The organism is Terrisporobacter mayombei (assembly GCF_020748465.1).
Lineage (GTDB): Bacteria > Bacillota > Clostridia > Peptostreptococcales > Peptostreptococcaceae > Terrisporobacter > Terrisporobacter mayombei.
The window spans coordinates 45,130-68,456 of the sequence record NZ_JAHZMP010000008.1 but is presented as its reverse complement, the minus strand read 5'-3'; the positions used below and the strand labels follow the sequence as shown (position 1 = coordinate 68,456).

24 protein-coding genes are annotated in these 23,327 nt (G+C 28.3%); 4 read left to right on the top strand and 20 right to left on the bottom strand.

Annotated elements, in window-relative coordinates:
• The 7 genes from K0039_RS17825 to K0039_RS17795 all read right to left on the bottom strand — a co-directional run bounded on the left by K0039_RS17825 (position 1) and on the right by K0039_RS17795 (position 6,819).
• A complete protein-coding gene (locus tag K0039_RS17825) occupies positions 1-927 on the bottom strand; it encodes a transketolase family protein (protein WP_228106421.1) in 927 nt (308 codons plus the stop codon).
• Positions 928-938: 11 nt separating this feature from the next.
• On the bottom strand, positions 939-1,751 hold the full coding sequence (locus K0039_RS17820; protein ID WP_228106420.1) for a transketolase: 813 nt from the start codon (positions 1,749-1,751) through the stop codon (positions 939-941).
• A 77-nt stretch (positions 1,752-1,828) separates the two neighbouring features.
• Entirely contained in the window at positions 1,829-3,199 is a 1,371-nt protein-coding gene (gene ulaA / locus K0039_RS17815) for a PTS ascorbate transporter subunit IIC (protein ID WP_228106419.1), read from the bottom strand.
• An 85-nt stretch (positions 3,200-3,284) separates the two neighbouring features.
• Positions 3,285-3,560 (bottom strand): PTS sugar transporter subunit IIB, encoded by a 276-nt coding sequence (locus tag K0039_RS17810; protein ID WP_228106418.1) that lies wholly within the window; start codon positions 3,558-3,560, stop codon positions 3,285-3,287.
• A gap of 1 nt (position 3,561) precedes the next feature.
• A complete protein-coding gene (locus K0039_RS17805) occupies positions 3,562-3,963 on the bottom strand; it encodes a PTS sugar transporter subunit IIA (RefSeq protein ID WP_228106417.1) in 402 nt (133 codons plus the stop codon).
• Positions 3,964-3,980: 17 nt separating this feature from the next.
• Complete coding sequence (locus tag K0039_RS17800; protein WP_228106416.1) at positions 3,981-5,894, bottom strand: BglG family transcription antiterminator; 1,914 nt, start codon at positions 5,892-5,894, stop codon at positions 3,981-3,983.
• A gap of 223 nt (positions 5,895-6,117) precedes the next feature.
• Complete coding sequence (locus K0039_RS17795; protein WP_228106415.1) at positions 6,118-6,819, bottom strand: cyclic nucleotide-binding domain-containing protein; 702 nt, start codon at positions 6,817-6,819, stop codon at positions 6,118-6,120.
• A gap of 118 nt (positions 6,820-6,937) precedes the next feature.
• On the opposite strand from K0039_RS17795, the gene K0039_RS17790 reads away from it, so the two are divergent.
• Both K0039_RS17790 and K0039_RS17785 read left to right on the top strand, forming a co-directional pair.
• A complete protein-coding gene (locus K0039_RS17790; protein ID WP_228106414.1) occupies positions 6,938-7,360 on the top strand; it encodes a DMT family transporter in 423 nt (140 codons plus the stop codon).
• A gap of 11 nt (positions 7,361-7,371) precedes the next feature.
• Positions 7,372-7,824 (top strand): DMT family transporter, encoded by a 453-nt coding sequence (locus K0039_RS17785; protein WP_228106413.1) that lies wholly within the window; start codon positions 7,372-7,374, stop codon positions 7,822-7,824.
• Here K0039_RS17785 and K0039_RS17780 read toward each other — a convergent pair.
• The 4 genes from K0039_RS17780 to K0039_RS17765 form a co-directional block, all read right to left on the bottom strand.
• Positions 7,821-8,564, bottom strand: a complete 744-nt coding sequence (locus K0039_RS17780; protein WP_228106412.1) for a hypothetical protein — start codon at positions 8,562-8,564, stop codon at positions 7,821-7,823. The two genes, K0039_RS17785 and K0039_RS17780, sit on opposite strands and share 4 nt — an antisense overlap.
• A gap of 75 nt (positions 8,565-8,639) precedes the next feature.
• Entirely contained in the window at positions 8,640-9,395 is a 756-nt protein-coding gene (locus K0039_RS17775) for an ABC transporter permease (protein WP_228106411.1), read from the bottom strand.
• Positions 9,395-10,051, bottom strand: coding sequence for an ABC transporter ATP-binding protein (locus tag K0039_RS17770; RefSeq protein ID WP_228106410.1), 657 nt, complete (start codon positions 10,049-10,051; stop codon positions 9,395-9,397). The genes K0039_RS17775 and K0039_RS17770 overlap by 1 nt, the downstream gene beginning before the upstream one ends.
• Before the next feature lie 115 nt (positions 10,052-10,166).
• Positions 10,167-10,472, bottom strand: coding sequence for a PadR family transcriptional regulator (locus K0039_RS17765; RefSeq protein WP_228106409.1), 306 nt, complete (start codon positions 10,470-10,472; stop codon positions 10,167-10,169).
• Between the two features lie 223 nt (positions 10,473-10,695).
• Between K0039_RS17765 and K0039_RS17760 the strand changes: the two genes are divergently transcribed.
• Positions 10,696-11,415, top strand: coding sequence for a tRNA 2-thiocytidine biosynthesis TtcA family protein (locus K0039_RS17760; RefSeq protein ID WP_228106408.1), 720 nt, complete (start codon positions 10,696-10,698; stop codon positions 11,413-11,415).
• 88 nt (positions 11,416-11,503) lie between these two features.
• Here the strand turns inward: K0039_RS17760 and K0039_RS17755 are convergent, their stop codons facing one another.
• Positions 11,504-12,136, bottom strand: coding sequence for a biliverdin-producing heme oxygenase (locus K0039_RS17755; RefSeq protein ID WP_228106407.1), 633 nt, complete (start codon positions 12,134-12,136; stop codon positions 11,504-11,506).
• A gap of 299 nt (positions 12,137-12,435) precedes the next feature.
• Between K0039_RS17755 and K0039_RS17750 the strand changes: the two genes are divergently transcribed.
• Positions 12,436-13,047, top strand: a complete 612-nt coding sequence (locus K0039_RS17750; RefSeq protein WP_228106406.1) for an acetate uptake transporter — start codon at positions 12,436-12,438, stop codon at positions 13,045-13,047.
• Between the two features lie 91 nt (positions 13,048-13,138).
• Here the strand turns inward: K0039_RS17750 and K0039_RS17745 are convergent, their stop codons facing one another.
• The 8 genes from K0039_RS17745 to K0039_RS17710 all read right to left on the bottom strand — a co-directional run bounded on the left by K0039_RS17745 (position 13,139) and on the right by K0039_RS17710 (position 23,034).
• The gene (locus K0039_RS17745) at positions 13,139-13,780 is read right to left on the bottom strand and encodes a lactate utilization protein (protein WP_228106405.1); all 642 of its coding nucleotides are present in this window, start codon (positions 13,778-13,780) and stop codon (positions 13,139-13,141) included.
• Positions 13,781-13,875: 95 nt separating this feature from the next.
• Entirely contained in the window at positions 13,876-14,550 is a 675-nt protein-coding gene (locus K0039_RS17740; protein WP_228106404.1) for a response regulator, read from the bottom strand.
• A gap of 1 nt (position 14,551) precedes the next feature.
• Complete coding sequence (locus K0039_RS17735) at positions 14,552-16,150, bottom strand: ATP-binding protein (RefSeq protein ID WP_228106403.1); 1,599 nt, start codon at positions 16,148-16,150, stop codon at positions 14,552-14,554.
• A gap of 212 nt (positions 16,151-16,362) precedes the next feature.
• Positions 16,363-17,334, bottom strand: coding sequence for a 2-keto-3-deoxygluconate permease (locus K0039_RS17730; protein ID WP_228106402.1), 972 nt, complete (start codon positions 17,332-17,334; stop codon positions 16,363-16,365).
• A 12-nt stretch (positions 17,335-17,346) separates the two neighbouring features.
• Positions 17,347-18,525, bottom strand: a complete 1,179-nt coding sequence (locus K0039_RS17725; protein WP_228106401.1) for an NAD(P)-dependent malic enzyme — start codon at positions 18,523-18,525, stop codon at positions 17,347-17,349.
• Between the two features lie 256 nt (positions 18,526-18,781).
• Positions 18,782-19,603 carry a hypothetical protein gene (locus K0039_RS17720; protein WP_228106400.1) on the bottom strand — a complete coding sequence of 274 codons (822 nt, stop codon included), beginning with the start codon at positions 19,601-19,603 and terminating at the stop codon, positions 18,782-18,784.
• 463 nt (positions 19,604-20,066) lie between these two features.
• Positions 20,067-21,110 (bottom strand): restriction endonuclease subunit S, encoded by a 1,044-nt coding sequence (locus tag K0039_RS17715; RefSeq protein ID WP_228106399.1) that lies wholly within the window; start codon positions 21,108-21,110, stop codon positions 20,067-20,069.
• Positions 21,097-23,034, bottom strand: coding sequence for an HsdM family class I SAM-dependent methyltransferase (locus tag K0039_RS17710; protein WP_228106398.1), 1,938 nt, complete (start codon positions 23,032-23,034; stop codon positions 21,097-21,099). Before K0039_RS17710 ends, K0039_RS17715 begins: the two co-directional genes overlap by 14 nt.
• Positions 23,035-23,327 lie beyond the last annotated feature (293 nt).

The window sequence follows — 23,327 nt, the reverse complement described above, 5'->3', positions numbered from 1 at the left end:
TTATCTAACTATATTTTTTACTGTCTCTTTTATATTTTCTACTGTTAATCCATGTTTTTCTAATAAAGCATCAGGACTTCCTGATTCTCCAAATACATCTTTTACACCGATTTTTTTAACCACTGTTGGTGCATTTTCACAAACCACAGCAGATACTCTATCTCCTAAACCACCTATAATTGAGTGCTCTTCAACTGTAACTATTCCTTTTGTTTCTTTTGCTGCTTTTATTATTATTTCTTCATCTATAGGTTTGATTGTAGCCATATTAATAACTCTTACATTTATACCTTCTTCTTTAAGTTCTTTCGCTGCTTTTAATGATTTATGAACCATTATTCCAGTTGATATTATAGCAACATCATCACCAGCCATAAGTTCATTTCCTTTTCCTATTTGGAAATCATATTCATCAGTGTATATATCATCTAAAGCTATTCTTCCAAATCTTAAATAAACTGGTCCATCTATTTCAGCGGCTGCCTTAACACACTTACAAGCTTCTATATCATCTGCTGGAGATAATACAACCATATTAGGAAGTGAGCACATAAGTGCCATATCTTCTATTGCTTGATGAGACCCTCCATCAGGTCCTACAGTTATACCTGCATGAGTTGCTGCTATTTTTACATTAGCTTTGGGATAGCATACTGAGTTTCTTATTACTTCAAAAGCTCTGCCTGCTGCAAATACTGCAAATGTTGTAGCAAATGGAACTTTTCCTGTACTCGCAAGTCCCGCTGCCATACCAACCATATTTTGTTCTGCTATTCCCACATTAACAAATCTTTCTGGAAATGCTTTATCAAACATTTCTGATTTAGTAGCTTTTGATAAATCCGCTTCTAAAACTACTATATCTTCTCTCTCTTTTCCTAACTCTACTAATGTAGCTCCATATGATTCTCTAGTTGCCCTTTTCATCTAAACTCCCCCTATCCTACAATTTCTTCTATAGCTTGTTTAGTTTGTTCTGCATTTGGTGCTGCACCATGCCAAGCTACATTGTCTTCCATAAAAGAGATGCCTTTACCTTTTACAGTATTCGCTATTATACAAGTAGGTTTATTTTTTGTAGACTCTGCATTATTAAATGCTTTTTCTAACTCTTCAAAATCGTGACCATTACATTCAACCACATTCCATCCAAAATTAACTATTCTTTCTTTTAAGTTATCGTTTGGCATTATTTCACTTGTTCTACCATCTAATTGAATTTTGTTATTATCTATGATAGCCACTAAATTATCTAACTTGTATTTGTTAGCTGCCATCATAGCTTCCCATACTATTCCTTCTTGGATCTCACCATCTCCAAGAGCAACATATACTCTTCCAGTTGATTTATTCATTTTATATCCTAAAGCTATTCCACATGCATTTGACATACCTTGTCCTAAAGATCCTGTTGATATATCTACACCTGGGCATTTTTTTGCATCTGGATGACCTTGAAGTATTGAGCCTAATTCTCTTAAATTATTTAACTCTTCTTTATCAAAAAATCCTTTTTTTGCAAGTGTTGTATAAAGGGCTGGCGCTGCATGACCTTTACTTAATACGAATCTATCCCTATCATCTGCCTTTGGATTTTTCACATCCACATTCATTTTTTCAAAATAAAGATATGTTAATATATCTATAACAGAAAGAGATCCTCCTGGATGTCCTGAACCTGCTTTATTTATCATTTGAATAATATCTTGTCTTAATTCTTTTGATATTTCTACTAAATTTTCCTTGTTCATTTAATCTTTTCTCCTCAATTATTCTGATTTTGGGTATAAAAATTGAGGAATTAATTATTCCTCAATTTTTTTATATATTAAGCTGCTTCTTTAGTATCTTTGTCTTCTTTATTTTTAGATAATACACTTATAGCAACTAGTAATGCAAATATTCCTACTAAGACTGCTGTCAAGCCATTTCCACCTATAAATTCTTGAATTTTTCCTAAGAATATACCTGCAACACCAAAGTCTGCATCTGAGAATGTAGAGTTTGCAAATCCTAAGTTACCAAGTACAGGTAATAATGCTATTGGTAAGAATGATATTAATATGCCATTTGCAAATGATCCTATTATAGCTCCTCTTCTACCTCCAGTTGAGTTACCAAATACTGCTGCAGTTGCTCCACAGAAGAAATGAGGTACAACACCTGGTATTATCATTACTAATCCTAAAGTTCCCATGATTGCCATAGAAACTACTCCTCCTAAGAATGAGCATATAAACCCTATTAAAACTGCGTTTTGTGCATATGGAAATACTATTGGACAATCTAGCGCTGGTTTTGAATTTGGAACTAATTTGCTAGATATACCCTTAAATGCTGGTACTATTTCGTTAAGAACTAATCTAACACCATTTTGTATTAATATGAATCCTGCTGCAAATGTTAATGCTTGAATTAGTGCAAATACTAAAAAGTTGTCTCCACCTGATAATTTTGTTTCAACAAATTCTGGTCCTGCTGCTATTGCAACTATAACATAAAGAATTAACATTGTTATTGAAACTGATACTACTGAGTCTCTTAAGAAACTTAATGATTTTGGAACTTTCATTTCTTCAGTTGATTTAGAATTTTTACCAACAACTTTTCCTATTAATGCTGATAATGCATATCCTGTTCCTGAAAAATGCCCCATTGCTACTGAATCATTTTTAGTTATTTTTTTCATAAAAGGTTGTAACATTGCTGGTGATAATACCATTATTAAACCTAAAGCTAGTGAACCTGTGAATATTAATTGCACTCCGCTCATTCCACCTGATGCTAATATAACAGCTATCATACAAGACATAAATAAAGTATGATGTCCTGTTAAGAATATATATTTAAATTTTGTGAATCTTGCTATTATTATGTTTGCTACCATACCAAATGCCATTATTAAAGCTGTTGCCGTACCAAATTCATCTATGGCCATTGCAACTATTGCTTCGTTATTTGGTATAACACCTGATATGTTAAATCCTTTTTCAAACATTACTCCAAATGGTTCTAATGACCCAACTATAACTCCTGCTGCTGCACTAATTACAACAAATCCAACCATTGCTTTTAAAGTTGATTTTATTATTACATCTACAGGTTTCTTTTGAAGTAACAAACCTATCAAAACTATAATACCTACTAATACCGCTGGTTCAGATATAAAATCTACTAACACTTTTAAAAATCCTGTCATTTTAACTTCCCCTCATTCTGATTTTTAGTAAAACGTTTTTATGACTATTATTTTTTCCCCTTTTATTATAAAAAGAGGATATTAATTAAACTCCTATTTTTTCTTGTATCTTAGCTTTTAATTCATCTCTATCTAATAAAGAATCTAACACTATTAATTCTGGTAAGTGACTTGCACTATCTGCTAAATCTGCACCCGTTACGAATATATCTGCATCTGATGCTGTTACATCTGCTAATGAAGTATGACTAGCTTCATATTGATCAGCTACACCTAACTCATTTAATACATCTGTTATATTCATTTCTACCATAAAACTTGATCCTAATCCTGATCCACAAACTGCCATTATTTTTTTCATATTAAAATACCTCCATTAATTGTTGTTCTGTTTCTACCTTTAGTAAATTATTAAATTTATCTTTATTCATACATACATCTGCAATTTTTCTCATAAGTCCTAAATGTGACTCATTATCTTTTGCTGATAATGTGAAGAATACTCTAACTGTTTTTCCCATAAAATCTACTGGTTCATTTAATTTTATAATGCAAAGTCCTTCTTCTATTGCTCCATCTTCTGGCCTAGCATGAGGCATGCATATATCATCTGCTATACAAAAATATGGTCCAAATTCTTCTATTTTATTTAGTATTGCATCATAATATCTATTTTCAACTACTCCCTCTGCTTCTAACATATCGCATGACATTTTTATAGCATCCATGTAGTTATCTACTTTATCTAATATTTTTACTAACATTCCCGTTTCTCCCTTAGCTAAACTATAGATTTTAAATCCTCATATGATTTAGCATTTTTAAATTTCTTTATATTATCATCCTTAATCAATATATTAGTTAAGTTAATTAAGTTCTTATTTTCTTCTTTATTTGCAAGGACAACTATGGTCTTTACTGTTGATCTGTTTTTACTTCCAAAATCTATTGGACTTTTTAAATTCAATATACTAACAGCATTTTCTATTACGTTTTCTGGAGTAGCATGTACAAATGCTATCTCTGGTATAAACATCATGTAGTTTCCTAAGGTTTCTATAACTCTTATGGAATCATTTACATAGGCCTTTTCTATTTTTTTATCTCTAATTAAAGGCTTCGCTGCTATTTCTATTGCTTCCCTCCAGTCTTCTATAGATTGCTCAAACTGTGCATACTTTTCTAGTATTATCTTAGTTAAATCACTTTCATTCTCATTTTTAACTTTGTCTGCTAAGTATTTACAGTTTTTTTCATACCATATACTATAGATTTCAGATTTTATTTTTTGTGAATCTCCTGATTCTAGTAGCGGATTTACTTGTATAACTTTATAGTCTTCGATTTGTAAAGGGACAGTTGAAACTATAAAGTCAATTTCTTCATTTAAGTAATCATCCACATCTTTCAATCTACAAATTGATTGTATCTGTATTTCAGGAATCATCAGATTCATTCTTGATTTTAATAAGCTTGATGTTGCTAAACCGCCGTTACAAACAACTAATACATTAGCACCAAAGTTTCCTTTTGCGTACTTTTCGAAAATTGTTCCGAAATACATAGCCATATAAGCTATTTCTGCCTCTGGAAACTCTACTCCTATAACATCTTTCTTTTTACTTAGTATTTCTTCAGTAATTCCATATATAAAGGACATTTTGTACTTAATTTCTTCTAAGAGAGGATTATTAATTACTAAATTATTTTCCACTCTATAAATAGCAATTTCCAAATGAAGTTGCATCTGTCTAATAAATTCAGCATCTGAATCTACTTCGATGTTTAACATTATGCACAACTCAGATAAAACTTCTGATGTTATTTTATTTATTTTTTCTTCTTTATTTAAATTAAAATCCTTTGCTATTTTTGCACCTTTAAATATTTTTAGTAAATATTCTATCTTATCATTATGGATCTTTTCATCAATTTCTTTTTCTATGATATTTCTTAATATTTTAAATTCACTACTTTCATTATCAGCATTCATATCTAGTTTAACTTCTTGATTATTTAATACTCTTGATAAAGTGAATAATATTATTATTTCTAATTCTTCTAATGATTCTTCAGTATATTGAATGCTTTTTTCTTCTTCTACAGCTTCTATAATTGTTTTAATATATTCCTCATTTATATTGCTGTATTTATATAGCCATTTATAAATTTCTTTACCCTGTCCTTCAGATAACCTACTATATAATTTTAAGAAGGCATCTCCTAACTTTTCATCATTATTTTCTTCTATAAAAGTTCCATGATAAGATTTTTTTGAGATACTAATATCAAATTCTCTTAATTTTACTTCAGTTAATTTCAAATCATTAACTAAAGTGTTTTTACTTACTTCTATATACTCTGATAATTCTTCTATGGTAGCATTTCCCTTTATCATCAGGATTAATGCTATCATTAAGGCTCTTTCTTCTGGTGAATATAATTTATTTTTATATCCCTTAAGAATATGATCTATACTTTCTCCTTTTTTGATGATCAACTTAACTCCAACCTTTGGTTTTCTTTCAAGTTTTGCATCACAATCTTTTAATAATGTTTTTATACAATCTAAATCATTTCTAATAGTTCTTACACTAACGTCAAAAACCTTAGCTATATTTTCAATTGTTATCCATTCTGAACTATTTTGTAAAAAATCAATTATATTAATTTGTCTTTTATTAAGTACTATCAATTTGTCCCCTCCTGAATTACCTTACAACTATATTCTATAAAGTTTTATATTTTTTAACTATACCAATTCATTTCATTTATTGTGGCAATTTTTATAATTTACTATTTTATATTAACAAAAAAAGAAGATATTTATATATATATCTTCTTTTTTTTTACGCAAAAATATTTAATATTTTTAATTATATTTCTATATTTATTATCATATAGGTTTCCTAGTATATTTATAAAAATTTAGCATCTTGATATAAGTCCCCAGCTAAATCTTTTAATAAAGCTTTGTTAATTATCTTATATTTTCCATCTTCTCTTTTTAATACACCTTTCTTACATAATGTATTAAATGTTCTAAGTAAGTGTCTATAACTACTTCCCAAAAGCTCAGCTATATTATTTAAATTTTCATCAAAATCTATATATAGATCATCTCCATAAGTTAATGATTCATTAATATAACTAGCCAATCTATTTTCCAATGGATAAAGTAAATTAATAGAACTATTCATACTAACAGCAGCTAACTTTTCTGCTAAACTCTCACAAGTAAATTTTAAGAATTTATTATCTTTAATTAATTTTAACCTTGCTTTTTCCATTGGTATTGCCAAGCAGTAACAAGTACTCAAAGCTAGAACTGTGCCTGTTGCACTTTGATTTTTTATAATTTCTATATCTCCTATTACTCTGAAAGGCTTATAAAAAGCAAGAAGCAAACTTCTACCATTTGGCAATGTTTTAAATACCTTCGCTTTACCTTGTATAAAAAACAGCAAATACTCTAAATCTTCATCCTCTCTTATCAAATATTCATGTTTCTCAAATTTTAATAATCTCATATCACTTTTCATATCATCTATGAAAATTTTTTGCATATTTAACTCATTATAGTAATTTTCTATTATAAATAAATCTTCTATTTTCTTCACCTAAACTCCACCTTTATTTTTTACTTAATTAAAATTCTACATTTACAGGTGACATATGTCATTATTTTTATTATTTTTTTGTGTTATTCTATATATTATTCAAAAGGAGGGATTTATAATGAATTATTTTATTTCAATTTTTATGGGAATTATACTTTCAATAATGATTTCTTTAAATGGCCAAGTAAGTAATATTGCTGGAAATTATGCTTCCAGTGTTATCATTCATTTTGTGGGGTTAATCGGAATTATACTTGTTCTTATTTTTACAAAATCAAAAATAGGTAATTTAAAAGGTATACCTTTTTATATGTTTACAGGTGGTCTTATTGGTATTTTAACAGTTTTATTTACTAATGCTAGTTTTGTGGGTCTTGGTGTTTCATTAACTGTTTCTCTTTCTTTGTTAGGTCAATTAGTAACGTCTCTTGTTATCGATCATTTTGGATATTTTAATATGCCTGTAGTTGAATTTGATAAAAAGAAAATTTTAGGATTAGTCATCATTGTTGCTGGTATTTATGTGATGACGTTATCATAAGGAGGTAATTTATGATATATATATTATTTGCAATTTTATGCGGGATTTCAAACGTATTATCTAGATCTGTAAACTTTGTTTTATCAAAAAAAATAGGAATGTATCAAAGTACATTATTCAATTATATATTTGGTCTTTCTGGCTCTTTTTTACTACTATTAATTAGTGGTGAGACTTTTAAATTACTTGCATCTTCATCTTATGGTGCTCCATGGTTTGTTTATGCTGGTGGGCTTTTAGGCGTTGTTGTAGTTACAATGCTATCTTTTTTATCTTCAAAGGTTTCATCTTTTTATTTAACTTTATTATTATTTGTTGGTCAGCTTTTCACAGGAATAATTATAGATGCTTTATCTACAGGTAAAATTTCTTTTTATCAAGTAATTGGTGGGGCTTTAGTAGTATTAGGCTTAACTTATAATTTATATATTGATAAAATAAATAGCAAAACCGTATCAGCTTAAGATACGGTTTTTTTTATGAAATCTATCATACTTTGTTTATTTTCTTCCAATTGAACTAATCTATTAACATTGGCTCCTGATGGATGAGGAAACCCCATAAGAATTTGATTTTCTTTAATAAATTTTTCATCTTTTAATTTGCATAATACCTCTTCAACAGCCTTTCCTAGTGGTATTAATAATATATCTTCAAAATCATCTAGTTCATGTATTTCATTTATAAAATTTTCATAGATATATTTCATTAAAAAATCACTTTTCAATAACTTTGGTGTGTGTCCTGTATAATTTTGTTTTTTTACAAAAACAGGATAAGGTATTAATGACACGGTATGCATTAAATAATCTTTTTTATCAAATAATTCACTGCAACTTTTTAAGTTTAGCGCTTCATTTAATTTTATTTCATCTAGCATTGATATAATATTTTTTCTTAAACTTCCACTAAATCTACCTGCTACTTTGCATTTATACTGTATATCTTTTATGTTATTGTTGCTTTCTAATTCTTTTCTTGCAGTAGCTATAGCTGTATTCATTTGTATAAACCCTGGAGTTATTCCTACTATTAGTATTTTTGCATTCGGATTTATGTACTCATTATGTGGAGAATAATATATCTCTATATTATTTTCTTTATCTATTAGAAAGCTTTCTGTTAGTAATTCTTCTTTTGTATATTTATCTTTAATGGGAAGCTTTTCTATTTCCGTTTTATAATCATATAGTGTTTTTTTCATCTTATCTCCTAAATATATAATTAAATTTGTTTCATTCTACTTACTTAATATTATATCAATTATTTTCTAATCTATTTAGGCTACTATTGGCTTTAGTTGCTTTCTTTTGTTAAAGAACTTTTTATAACTTAAGTATGTTGCCATAATAGTAGCTATTGATGACGATGATAAAATCATAAATGTAACCATAATTTGAAACTTAACTGCAACTAATGGAGAAGATCCTGCTAAGATTAATCCTGTCATCATTCCTGGTAATGATACTATACCTAAAGTTTTAGCTGAATCAATTGTAGGCATTATTGATATTTTAATACTCTCTCTAATTATTTCATCAGATGCTTCTTTTATGCTTGCCCCTAAAGATAACTTAACTTCAACTGCTATTGAATTATTTTTGAAATTATTGATCAAATTTCTATAGCTTAATCCTATTGCAACCATAGAATTACTTATTATCATTCCAGCTACTGGTATTACTTCATTTGGCGTATAACCTATAGCTTTTGAACTAATTAAAATACCTAAGGTTATAATTGTGCCCACACTAATAGATACAAATGATATAAAAACTTGACTTTCTATAGTAAATCCTTTTTTCTTTGTATTAATTGCCGCATTAATAATCATTACTAAAACTAATATAACTGTATAAATTAATTTATCTAATCCAAATATAAAGTCTAATACATATCCAACTGCTAATAATTGAACTACTGCTCTTAGCATGCTGACTATAATGTCTCTATTTAATTCTAACTTTTCTTTATATGAAATTATAATAGGAACCATTACTAATACTGACGATAAAATTAATGCTTCTGTTTTCATTAGTTAAACTCCTCCACTTTTTCAATTTTACCTTTTGATATGGTTACTCTTTTATTAAATATTGTTTCACTTTGTTTCTTACTATGAGTAACCCATAATATAGTTATTCCTTGCTTATTTAATTCTTCTACATAACCTTGTATAAGATTTGTATTGTCAGCATCTAAGGCAGATGTTATTTCATCTAATAATAATACTTCTGGAGTGAAAATTATATTTCTTATAAAAGATATTCTTTGCTTCTCTCCTCCTGATAATAAGTTTATATTTTTATTCAATATGTTTTCTTCCAAATTAAATCTCTTCAACAAATTTATAATTTCTTCACTATCTACTTGTTTATTTCTTATTTTAAAAGGAAACTCTAAATTATCATAAACTGTCTTACCAAATAAATATGGTGTTTGGATAGAATAACTAATTTTTTTCCTTAAATCAGTTGCTTCATAAAAAGAATAGTCATTTCCTTTAAATTTAATATTTCCTTCTTTTACTTCTATTAAGTCTGCACATATTTTTAATAATGTACTTTTTCCACTTCCTGATTCGCCTACAATAGATATGCAATCACCTTTGTTTATATCTATTGTAACTCCGTCCAAAATAATATTTTCTTTGTCTTTATAATATAAATTTTTCAATTCTATTATTTTCAAAACCTCATTCTCCTTCTCTATCATATATCGATATCGTAGTTCGATATTATCATATTTAATTTATTTTTTCAAGGAAAAGAACTAAGATATTGTATTACCAACACCTTAGTTCTTCTTATAAAACTTCATCTACTAATTCTTTTAAATTATGTTTTAATTCTTTTAGTAGATCTCTACCTTTATCAGTACTTCTATAGTATTTTCTTATTTTACCATTAACATTCTTTTCTTCCTTAATTAAATAATCTTCATCTACCATAGATTTTAATATTGGATACAAGGTTCCTGGACTTACATTGTATCCGTGTTCTTTTAATTCTTCAATCATCCAACTTCCATAAAACCAGTCTTCTTGGCCATGATGCAGTATATGAATATATATAAACCCATTGAAAATTTTTCTTATTATTTGGTCCTTCAAAATCTCAACTCCTTATTTTCACTTAAATACATAACTCTATTTTAATCTATATATCATATCTATCCTAGACATTTTATCTATATATTATAATTGTTTATGGTTTTTATATAAATGTATCCAATTTATTATAATTGTTACAGCTTTCCATATTTGTTATAATATTTAGGTTGCTTTAATAAAAGTTAAAAATTTTTTATTTTATATAGTTGGGAGGAATAGATACATGCAAAAATTACTTAGCAAAACTCGCCAAGCAATTAAAGATTTTAACATGATAGAAGAAAATGATAAAATAGCAGTTGGTTTATCTGGAGGAAAAGATAGCCTAGCACTACTTCATATATTGAAAAGCTATCAAAGATTTTCACCTGAAAAATTTGAGTTAATAGCCATAACATTGAATCCAGGAGGAGTAGATAATTCTCCTTTACATAAATTATGCAAAGATTTATCAATACCTTATCATGAAATTCAAACAGATATAAAAGAAATTGTATTTGATATTAGAAAAGAGAAAAATCCTTGCTCATTATGTGCAAACTTAAGACGTGGTGCCCTTAATGATACTGCAAAAAAATTAGGTTGTAACAAGGTTGCATTAGGTCATCACCGAGATGATGCCATAGAGACTTTCTTAATGTCTATTCTTTACGAAGGCAGAGTAAGTTGTTTCTCTCCTAGAACACATATGGATAGACAAGACTTGACTATAATCAGACCTATGATTTATGTTGAAGAATATATGACTAAAAAAGCAGCTAAGGATTATAATTATCCAATTATAGAAAATCCTTGTCCAGTTGATGGAAAAACTAATAGACAAAATATAAAAGAACTTGTGTCTAAGTTAAATGATGATATGCCTGGTTCTAAAAAAAATCTTTTTGGTGCTCTAAATAATGCAGATAACTTCTTTATCTGGGATAAAGAAAAAATTAAATAGTTGCAAATAAAAAAGGCTATATCATTTTTGATACAGCCTTTTTAAGGGTTTGGGGGTGTATATAAAAACACTTTAAAATGTCTATTACCTAGTTCATGTATAACTTAGCTTCTAACTCTTGAGATATTGCTAAATTATATATATAAGCATTACTCACTTCTACTATTAATTTATCTTCTAATTCAGAAGATAATTTTATATCATTTATTTTTGCAGCATAGTTCATAACATAAGATCTTATATTTTTTATTCCATCACAATTATAATAATTTAATCCCTCTGATGGAACTTTATAATTTACACCTAATAAAGATACAAATGTTCTTCCACCAAATAAGTCTGCTATAAATCTAGTATATGCATAAGCTATTATTAGCTCCGGATTTGTATTGCCTATTTCTTTTATTTTTTCTACAAAAGCAACTGTTGAGGCTAATAATTCATATTTGTTTGAGTTTTCACCTAAAAAATATTCTAAATCTTTTTCTATTAATTTATATCTATATAATTCTGGTGTTGCAAACTCTTTAACAACCTCATTATCTTTATTATTTTCTATAGTCTCTTCTATTGCTTTATACATACCACTAAGGTTGAATAGATATTCTACATAACTATCTATTGATGCCTCTCCATCTACTATTCTTTTTAAAATTCCTGAATGTTCTGCAGCACTATGTAAAGCACCTGTATTTCTTCTTATTTTAGTTATTAAATCCATAACTGTCACCACCTATAATATTTTAATTTTTATTTATCAGAAAAATCAAAAGTTAATTGATAATAATTATCACTTTCTATATTATTATATATTCCCTTTCTTTTTTATCTTAAACATTTTTTAATATTTTTATCATTTTCATGCTATGAATACGATATCCCAAGCATTGGTATATCTAAGTTACACCAATTATTAACTATTTAAATTTTTTTGTATACCTGAGACAAAATTTTTGGTATTATAGATTAGTATGTGTATACAAAATGCATTAATATGAATTTTTATTAGGAGGTTTAACAATGACAAACGAAACAAAAGTTAAAGTTGTAACTGCTGACCCTTCAGCATTAGGACTTTTTGGATTAGCAATTATAACATTAGTAGCTTCATCTCAAAAACTAGGATTAACTTCAGGAGTATCTTTAGTTTTACCATGGGCTATATTCTTAGGAGCTACAGCTCAGTTATTTGCATGTATAAATGATTTCAAACATAACAATACATTTGGTGCTACTGCATTCGGTGCTTATGCATTCTTCTGGTATGCAGTTGGGTTTACTTGGTTAATACAAAACGGAGTATTTGGTCCTGAATTAGCATCTGTTTGTGATACAAAACAATTAGGATTTGCTTACTTAGGATATTTAATATTCACATTATTTATGACTATAGGTGCTATGGAAACTCATAAAGTATTATTTACTATATTTGTTCTTATAGATTTCTTATTTATAGGATTATCTTTAAGCTCATTTGGAATAATGGAACATGCTACTCATATGTTAGCTGCTTATTCTGAATTATTAATAGCAATAGTATCATTCTATGGCTGTGGTGCAGCTGTTTTAAACACTCACTTTGGAAGAACTTTCTTACCAGTTGGCAAACCATTTGGTATATTTAAAAAATAATAACTTTTATATATATGAAAATAGCATTAACCATTTTTACGGTTAATGCTATTTTTTACTTACTTATAATTTACTTTTTAAATTCACCATTCTAATATCCTAACTGTTCCCCAACAATAATTACCTTTATTCTTCCTTTAACAAATTGTCCTCTAACGATCACAAAATCATTACAAATTCGATTTGTATTTTTACAATCCACACAGTATCCTAATTCAACACATGGAGTTTTTTTGCCTAATCTCTTAGCATCTATAGGTGCAGCATAATTTCTTACCCTTTTTTCTGCTTCTTCTATATCTCTAACAATTTTATTTATTCCAGTCACTAAAATAACTTGTTTAGGTCCATATAACATTGGTGCAACTCTACTTCCATTTCCATCAATATTATATAATTCGCCCTCTTCTGTTAATGCATTTGTACTACAGAGAAACGTATCAGCAGAAAAATTTTTAATATAAATTTCTCTTTTTTCCTCACTTGTAATTCCGCATTTATATTTGTCCAAAAAATTGAGATTTTCTTTTCTAAGAAAATCTATAACTCCTGTTTGAAACAGAGTCATAGAATCTCCTACCCCTACTAAAGAATTTTCAGATATTAACTCCTTTAATAGTTCTATTAATTCTTGTTCATCATTAACATAATAACCTTCCATATTTCGATTATTTAAATTTTTAATGGTTCTCTCTATTTTCTTTTCAATATACCAAGAAACATTATTATCCATACTTTTCTCCCCTAATTCTAGACACATTTGTAAATAAGCATATGTTCTTACCCTTTATAATAATTAAATATAGTTAACGTCAATCCTATTATATTTTATAATCTTCTAAATTTATGCTGTGGTCTTCCTACCTTTCCATACTCTACTAATTTTTCTAGTTGTCCTTCTTTCTCCATATATTCCAAATACCTTCTAACAGTAACTCTAGCTACCTTTATTTTTTCTGATAGTTCTTCAGCTGTAAAATATTCATTATCTCCCCGCTCGATTTCTTTCCATATAGATTTATAAGTATACTTATTAAATCCTTTTGCAAGTCCTTCATCCCTCTGAACTACAGTAGCATTTAAAATTAATTTGTCCAATTCACTTTGTTCAATTTCATCTACTTTTTTGAATTCATAATATCTTTCCTTAAACTGAATAAGGGCCTCTTTAAATCGCTCAAAATCAAATGGCTTTATCAAATAGTCTATCGCTCCATATCTAAATGCTTCCTGGACTCTTTCTATAGTCTTATCTGCAGTAATTAATATTACATCTATACTAATTTCTTCACTTCTCAACCATTTTAAAAAATCTATGCCATTTTCATTTGGTAAAAAAACATCTAACAATATTAAATCAGGTTTTTTTACCATAATAAATTTTTTAGCTTCAGTAAGATTTCCTACTGCTTTATATAAATTGAAACCTTCCACTCTTTTTAAAAACCTCGAATTTATATCTCGTACCATTGGATCGTCTTCAACAATCATTACTTCAATCAAACTATTCACTCCTTACCATAGGTATAGTAATATCCCAAATAACACCTTTATCTACCTTAAGTTCAATTTCTCCATTAGCATCATCTATTATTTCTTTTACAATATACATGCCATGACCCCTTTGACCTTCTTTAGTAGTAAATCCTTGCTCATAAATTTTATCCCTATATTCCTCTTTAATACCATGACCATTATCTTTAACTTTTATTTTAAGGAAATCCTTCTGTTGTACTATTTTTATATAAATCTCTCCATCTCCATCATTACTAACTGCATCTAAAGAATTTTCAATTAAGTTACCTAGTATTGATACAATCTCCTCTGAAGTCATATATTGAGGCAACTTCGTAATATTAGATTCTTCATCTATTTTAAACTTAACTCGATTCTCTTCAGCCTTGTTATATTTTGAAAACAGTATTGCCGATAAAGACGGGTCTTTTATTTTTTTTGTCAAAATACTATTTATTTTGTTTCTGTTTTTAGCCACATTCGATATAAATTGTAGCGCTTCATCATACTCCTCAAGCTGTATTAACCCAGCAATAGTATGAAGTTTGTTCATAAATTCATGGTTTTGAGCTCTCAATGACCATGCCATCTTTTTTGCCCCAGTAAGCTCTTCTGCTAGCCTTGTCACCTCTGTTTTGTCTCTAAATGTAGCAATAGCCCCTACAATCTTTCCTCTATCATTTATAGGGATTCTATTTGTCATTATTACAGTATTATTTATCCTCTGATCTCTTTCAAATTCACAATTTCCTGTTTCCAATACTGCAGTCAAATGCGTTGTTGGAAAAACATCTTCTATATCTCTACCTATAATCTCTTTTTTATCAATACTGTTTTCATAGTGTAATATATTTAGTGCTGAATCATTTATAAGAGTAACCTTTCCTTTATTATCAATAGCTATTAATCCCTCATAAATTGAATCAATTATTACCATTTTTTCATTATAAAGTCTTGTTATTTCATCAGGCTCAAGTCCTAATAAAGTATTCTTTATATTATTGGCTAATATAAACGCTCCTACTATACCTACTGTCAAACTAGCAAAAGAAATTAATATTATATATAATATAGCCATATTCTCAGCTTCTTCAATGCTTTTTATAAGTGTGCCTACACAAACAAAGCCTATCTCTCTCTCATTTTCTGTATTATATATCGGAGTAAAAGCTCTTAATGATTTTCCCAATGTTCCAATAGCCTCAGAAATGTATGCATCTCCTTCTTTAACTACTCTACCTTCATCTCCACCCACAAACTTTTGACCTATCATCTGTGAATTAGGATGAGAATATCTAACTCCATCATTGTCCACTACTATTATATACTCAATTTCATCTAGATTTTTTAGCTGCTTATCAATATAAGGTCCAATTTCTTTCTTAGGATCCTTCTCCTCAAGTGCATCTATTACTTCTCTAGAATTTGCCACCATATCAGCTACATTCATAACATTAGTTTTTGCTGTGCTTTCAATATTTCTAGTCATCCATGAGGCAACAAAAAAAGTGATTATACATATAGAAATAAACACTACTATAATAATCAATATAGTAAGCTTTGTTTGCAGCTTCATCTTTTTTTTCATATTCATCACCTCAACTTTAATATGTGCAAATCTAAGTTTTATAAATAAAAAACTTAAAAAACACGGAATCATAAAAGACTATAAATGCAGATAGAAGGATTAATATAGGAATATATATTTCAATCCTATTATATAGCACTTCTTTCATTATTGTCTTCCATTTTTTCCGTGTTTGGTTTAACATTTCTTTAATATATTTATTTAACCTTTTATCATGAGGCAGCTTCATTATCTAACTTTTTCATTTTATTATTTCTAAGAACTTTAAATGTATAAGATACAATAAATGGACAAACGATAGCAGATACTACACATGATGCTGCAACTTGTGCAGTAGCTACTGCTGCTATAGAAGCCACTGTTGGATCTATTGCTGCAACAGCAGCTGGAGTCGCTACAGCATTTCCTGCTGTTGATCCTGTCGCTAAACCAATTATAGGCTCTTCTTTAAATAATTTCAATAATATATAGGCCCCTATTCCAGTTAAAGAAGCTATTACTCCTAATATTATACCAGGAATCCCAGCTTGTACAATAGTTGTAAGATCCATTCCTGCACCTAATGGGAACGAAAAGAATGGTATTAATAATAATTTACTGCTTCCAAGGAAAGCTCTCATATCAGAATCAAGATTTCCTAAAACCATTCCTATTACTATTGGAATCATTACTGCTACAAGTGCCGAAATAGGAACTTGAGCAAGTCCTGATGCACCTAATGCAACTAATGTAAAGAATGGACCATCTTTTAAAGATAATATAGCATAAGCACCCACATCAGTTTCATCACCATACTGTGAAGCAAGAGATGCATATAATCCACCATTACAATTTGTTAATGCTGCAAGAATCGCTAATGGTGATAAACCTAATACCCCAGCAGGACCAAAAACTTTTCCTACAAGTATACCAATTCCCGCACCTACTATAAACTTTCCTGTTATTAATATTGCGCCTTTTTTTAATGCCTTTGGGGCTAATTTGAAGTTAATTTGTGAACCAATTAAAAACATAAAACAAGCTAAAATTGTTGATGATGCTTTTGGTCCAAATAATGCCGTTGTAAAACCACCAATTTTTAAAAATTGTGGTAAAAATGTATTAACTAATACCCCTAGAAAAAGTGGAACAACCATCATACCACCTGGGATTTTATCAATCGTTTTCTTAATTGGGATTTGCATATTGATTCCCTCCTATTCTTGATTTCTTGCTGCGCCGCTTTCTATCGCCGCTTTTTTTATTGCTTCAGCTACGTTCTCTGCAACAGTTCTATCTAATGCATATGGAATTACATTATCTTCATTTAAATCTTCCTCTTTTATCATAGAAGCTATAGCATAAGCTGCAGCTATTTTCATTTCCTCATTTATTTCTTTTGCCCTAACATCTAGAGCACCTCTAAATATTCCTGGGAAAGCTAACACGTTGTTAACTTGATTTGGAAAATCTGAACGACCTGTTCCTATTACTCTTGCACCTGCTTCTTTTGCTTCATCTGGCATAATTTCTGGAGTTGGATTTGCCATTGCAAAGAATATTGAATCTTTATTCATAGATTTTACCATATCCTTTGATACAATCCCTGGAGCAGACACCCCGATAAATACATCAGCTCCTACTAATGCATCAGCTAAATTTCCTTGAATATTATCTGGATTAGTGATATTTGCTAATTCAACCTTAGCTTTGTCGACGTTTTTCATACCTCTGTAAAGAATACCTACCCTATCACAAGCAATTAAATTCTTAACTCCAGAAGATAATAATAATTTTGTTATCGCAGTTCCCGCTGCTCCAGCACCATTTACTACTACCTTGATATCCTCTATATTCTTTCCAACTACCTTTAAAGCATTTATAAGTCCAGCTAAAACAACTATTGCAGTCCCATGTTGGTCATCATGAAACACTGGTATATCAAGTTCTTTCTTTAATCTTTCTTCAACTTCAAAACATCTTGGTGCTCCAATATCTTCTAAATTGATTCCTCCAAATCCAGGCGCTATAAGCTTAACAGTTTTTACTATTTCATCTACATCCTTTGTATCTAAACAAATTGGGAATGCGTCTACCCCTGCAAACTCTTTAAATAATATTGCCTTACCTTCCATAACAGGAAGTCCTGCCTTTGGCCCTATATCTCCTAATCCAAGAACTGCTGAACCGTCTGTTACTACAGCAACTAAGTTTCCTTTCGAAGTATATTTGTATACGTTTTCCTCATTTTCATGAATTTTTCTACAAGGCTCTGCAACTCCCGGTGTATAAGCTAAGCTTAAATCATCCCTTGTTTCAACTTTTACCTTACTTATTAATTCAATCTTTCCAACTTTTCCCTCATGTAGTTTTAAACTCTCTTCAAAATAGTTCATTTATGTCACCCTTCCTCTTTAATAATTATTTACTATGGCTTAATAATATCAGTAAGTTTAATACATTAAAATATTATGAAAATTTAAAATAAATTTTGGTCATAAAGGATACTTTGATATTTTATTAACATAATATAAAATAACCGTACCTAATCAGTATTAGTACGGTTATTTTATCCTTTATTTGTAATACGGTTCTTCGTTGCACCTTCATAGGAGGTTACTTTTTAAATATTTATTATTAAAGTTTATAATTTTATAGATCATCACTTAAAACCTGGCTTGGCCATGAAAGTAGACTTTTTCTTGATATTTTTAACTGTTTTTCATTGGGGAAATTTAAGTCACAAAAATAATTGTGATAATTTGCTGTCCAAACATATTTATCCCATACTCTTATATTCTTTTTATTAATCTCAAGCATTTCTTCAATTTTAACCTTATGTCTAAGTAGTAATTCTAGTTGTATTCTTTCAAATTCATATTCATTGTTACACTCTCTATAATATTTAAATATAGTATTTAAATAATTTAAAAACCATTGTCCATCACTGTCTATAAGTATTTTATTATATTGCGGTGCTACATCATAATAATTTATGTATTTTTTTAACCTTTTTACAGTTTTATCATCTAGTATAATTCTTGGATAACATGCCAGTTTACTTTCTGTATTATGAGCATCTAAAAGAGCTGGTCCAAATACAATGTCCTCATTTATATAAAAATCACCTACACTTACACCACCTCTAACAAAAAGGCCTTCTAGAGACAGATTAAATTGATATTCTGATACATTATCTAGTATTTCATTTAATTCAGCTTCTCCATCATCTTTTATAGGATATCCAATAATCATATTATCCGTATATATCTTTATATTTCCTTGACTATATTTATTAGGAACTACACATTGCTTGTTCTTATTTATAAGGTAGTTGATATCCTTTAATAACTGATCTCCATATCTATCTCTACAAGAATCTGATATCATTTGTGAAAATCCTAATATATCTATAGCACATACCATAGAGTTAACTAGTTTTGGATTATCTTTATCGTATTTTTGCATATTCATTTCAACACATCCTTACATATTATTTACAATTTAACTTAATATCTTTAATATTTTATCTTATATATCTTTAATATTATGTTAATAAGTTTTGAGTTTTTAATAATAAAAAATATCATTAAATTTAACAACTATCTACTTATTATATTATACTTTTGTAGCAAGCACAATTAAGTAAATAAACCTAAAAAATGGCGGTGATTTTTATTCATTTATAGCCTGATTGACTATATATTGCATACGTTTCATATGGTTCTATTTAGCTCTTCTTCTATAAGATAATTGTTTTGTCTTTTTTCTTAATCTTGATGTTATTTTTAACAAAAAATACTCCTTAACTAAAAATGTTATGGAGTATTAATATAGTTAATTTCATTTATTAAATTATTATTTCTTACTTATGATACGGTTCACCGTCAACAATCTACTCGCAAAAAAATATATATAGAAGTATAACCAAGAGACCTTAACATGTCTCTTGGTTTATATTAATATATTTATTATATTTTTGTTTCATAGTATTCTTTATATATTGTTCCATATATTCATAATCAGGTTCATTTTTATCATTTACAGGAACCATTATTATCTGTCTTTTCATTCTATTTTCATTAAATTTATACCCGTAAGTATATTTTATTTTTTGTTTATAAATAATTGATTTGAAAAATAAATAAATATATTTATTACCTTGAATATTTTTTAAGGAGATGTGTTTTACATCATCTGAAAAAATACATTCATACGGATGGTAAAATACTTCACAAACACTTCCATTGTAATTTACACCTAAAACATTACTATCTAAAGAGTTGTTTATATTAGAAATGAAGTTAGTTATACCATTATTAGAGTCAATAGAACCTATAAATGGCATATTTCCTTCAATCATATTTTTTTTAGTAAGTCTTTTACCTGATTTGATATAGAATAAATCATCGATAGAAAACCCCTCCCATTTTTTCTCACTTAAAGGGATTATTTTCTTGCATTTTAATTCTTTAATTGATTCTTTTACATACTTATTATATTTCTTCTCTCTAATTTCATATTTTTGTTTAATATAATCTTCCATAAAAGCATAATCTGGTTCATTTTTTTCATTAACTGGCAAAGTTATATACTGTTTATTCAACCTTTCAGTACCCATTATATACCCATAATTATACTTAATTTTCTGTTGCATTATCTGATTAGTCAAAAATAATGCAACAAATTGATTAACTTGTTTTTTAAATTTAAGTTTTCTACAATTATTAGAATACAACGCTTCATATTTATGATAAAATGCATAACCAACCGAACCAGTACGATTGACAGAAATTACATTTCTTTCAAGGGTTTTATTTATATTTGAAACAAAATGTTTGACTCCATTATCAAAGGAAGTAGCTGTAATATATGGTATATTTCCTTCAATTATTTCACCTTCATTAATATCTTTACCTGAGTCAATATTAAAAATATCACATATCTTAAACTTTTTCCATTCCCTATCACTCAACTTCATTTTCATCCTCTTTCTTTCGCTTATCAGGAATTTTGAATAAATATCCTCTATTTTGCATTATCATAGAAAACTCAAAAGACAAATAATCACCAATAGTTTTATCAAACTCTTCATCCGTTGGAATTTCATCATTAAAATAATAAAAACTATGAAGCCATTCATCAGTTGCCTCTACTGTAGTTTTTACACAAAACTTAGTTTCTGACTCAATTCTATTGAACCAAACATCTAATAAATGTTGTTTTCTATCTTTTGCTTGTTCTGTTTCTATTAATCCTATATGAGGACTAACTTTAAATCCATCATCTTTAAAATCTATAAACTTACACTCTTTATTTTTAGGATGTGACTCTCCAGCTGTAAATATAGCTATACAAGGCATTGTTCCAACCCCATAGAAAGTATCCTTATTTAAAGTTATAACTCCCTCTAAAGTATGTTTCTTTAAAATATTTTCTTTTATGCTTTGTTCTTCTTTCGTTTTTCCAGTCATAGATGATTGAGGCACTATAACAATTCCCCTCGCACCTACCGTTAATGAATCAAGCAGATGTTCAGTAAATGATATCTCATACAAATCACTATTTTCTTTTGAACCTTGTGAATATGGTGGATTCATCATACCAACTGTAGCTTGTTTTAATTGTAATTTGCTTGGATTTTGTTTTAAGAAATCATCATTAATTAGATTACTTTTTCCGTCTCCCCTCAAAATCATATTTGTAGTTGCAATAGTAAACATATATGGCTGTAATTCAAATCCATGAAGTTGTTTTTGTTTAATATTTTTCCTTTCTATTTTATCATCTGTTTTCTCTAACATATGATGCATAGACGCTACAAGAAATCCCCCGGTTCCACAACAAGGGTCTAAAACAACATCATTAACCTTTATTTCTACTAAATCACAAAATAAATCTGTTATATGTTTTGGCGTAAGAACAATTCCTAACGTTTGTCCATCTCCTCCAGAATAAGACATGAATTCCCCATAGAATCTACCTAAATAATCCTCTGAAGATTTTGTATACTTTATAGTTTTATAAATCCTATCATATAAAAACTCTGTATAATGCCTTAATGGAGTTTTTTCCAACTTATCATTAATTTCATTTAATATCTTAGTGTCTTTAATTATTGAAAACTGACTAAGTATTTTATCCTTTTTAACATCTGGAGAAACATTACTCCTTATTAAATTAGATGAAATAGCATCATATATTTTTTGCCCATCAGTTTTAATACTATCTCCTGTCAAATCATTGATTGTGAAATTTTTAAATTCAGACTCTCTTAATGCAAGTAAAATTCCTGATACAATTAATGGTTTATCAATATCTTTAAGATTTCCGTAATTTCTTAAATCTTCATGTAACTTTGAAGCATCTTTCAAAATTTCAGATGTTTCTTTTTCTTTGTCTGTAGCCTCTTTTAAAATTTCTCTTATATAATATTCTTCAATATTACGTTGGTTAAATGATATAAATGATTCCACATCTGGTAACTCTCTATAATATTCTGTTTCATCAATATAAACTGGACTAATCTTATGCTTTTTTTCATTTCCCGAAATACCAAAAGCAATTATCTTTTTATATGAAGTATTCTTCACTAAATGCCTACCATAGAATACTGCACCATTAACAGCATAATTCTTAATATCACTTTGTTCACAACTAATAAGCTCTCTATCATCTAATTTTATGTGCTTTGATAAATCAGCTTTATCTTCTATAACAATTAAAAAATCTTTCACTACTCCTACATATTCTGGAAAACCAACTTTTCCAGTACCATTCTTTGAAGCACTTTTTAACGCATTATTAACTTCAACTATTGAACTTCCTTGTGGCTCTAATTCAATATCTGCTTCTTTTAAAATATTATAGACCCATAAATCTGTTTTAGCCTCTTTTTTAGCCATTATTGTATATCCTCTCCTATATATCCTATATATCCTATATATCCTATAAAATCCGTTATATTTTTTATCTCCTCTACATTATAATAAATTTTCATACTTAATTAAATACTATAAAAAATTTATCATTTTTTATATTTTTACAGTTATATTTTTATTCTTTCTATCTATAATATATTAATAGGTTAATCAAATGATTAAATTTAAAAAGGTTATGATTTTATATGAGGTAAAGATTTTAGTTAAGGGGAAAATTTAACATTAACATTTCATATATTTTGATATATGATAATATT